The sequence below is a fragment of the Oleiphilus sp. HI0066 genome, assembly GCF_001635725.1.
This window is the reverse complement of sequence record NZ_LWFH01000768.1, coordinates 1-822: the sequence shown is the minus strand read 5'-3', so window position 1 is coordinate 822 and position 822 is coordinate 1. Positions and strand designations below refer to the sequence as shown.

1 protein-coding gene is annotated in these 822 nt (G+C 44.4%); it reads left to right on the top strand.

Going from position 1 to position 822, the window contains the following annotated elements; translation table 11 throughout:
* Nucleotides 1-73: 73 nt before the first annotated feature.
* On the top strand, nucleotides 74-822 hold a 749-nt coding region (locus A3738_RS09230; RefSeq protein WP_068763560.1), incomplete at its 3' end, for an argininosuccinate synthase.

Here is an 822-nt window from a genome sequence, read left to right as displayed (position 1 = left end):
ATCACTCCTTTCTGTAGAATACGCACCCCTTTTTTAATATAAGCAAAATCTATAACAGGTTTTGGGAGCCTTTATGTCGAGTATAAATAAGGTCGTGTTAGCGTATTCTTGCGGCCTAGATACTTCTGTAATCGTAAAATGGTTACAAGAAGAATATAACTGCGAAGTAGTCACTTATACTGCAGACTTGGGACAAGGTGAAGAAGTCGAGCCAGCGCGCGCAAAAGCTGAAGCGCTAGGTGTTAAAGAAATCTACATCGAAGATGTCCGTGAAGAGTTTGTACGTGATTTCGTATACCCAATGTTCCGCGCGAACACCATCTATGAAGGTGAATACCTTCTAGGCACTTCTATTGCTCGGCCCCTTATCGCAAAACGGCTCATTGAAATTGCGAATGAAACAGGTGCAGACGCGATCTCTCACGGTGCGACCGGTAAAGGCAACGACCAAATTCGTTTTGAATTAGGTGCATATGCACTTAAGCCTGGTGTGCAAGTGATTGCGCCTTGGCGTGAATGGGATCTTAACTCCCGTGAAAGCCTTCTTGCTTACTGTGAAAAACACGGTATTGAGATCGAAACGAAGAAAGGTAAATCACCATACTCAATGGATGCGAACCTCCTTCACATCTCATACGAAGGTGACATTCTTGAAGATCCTTGGGCAGAAGCAGAAGAAGATATGTGGCGTTGGTCTGTATCTCCTGAAAATGCACCCGATAAAGCAACCTATATCGACCTAACTTACGAGAAGGGTGATATTACTGAGGTTGACGGGAAAGCGATGACTCCTGCAGAAGTGCTAGCGCACTTGAATGAAGT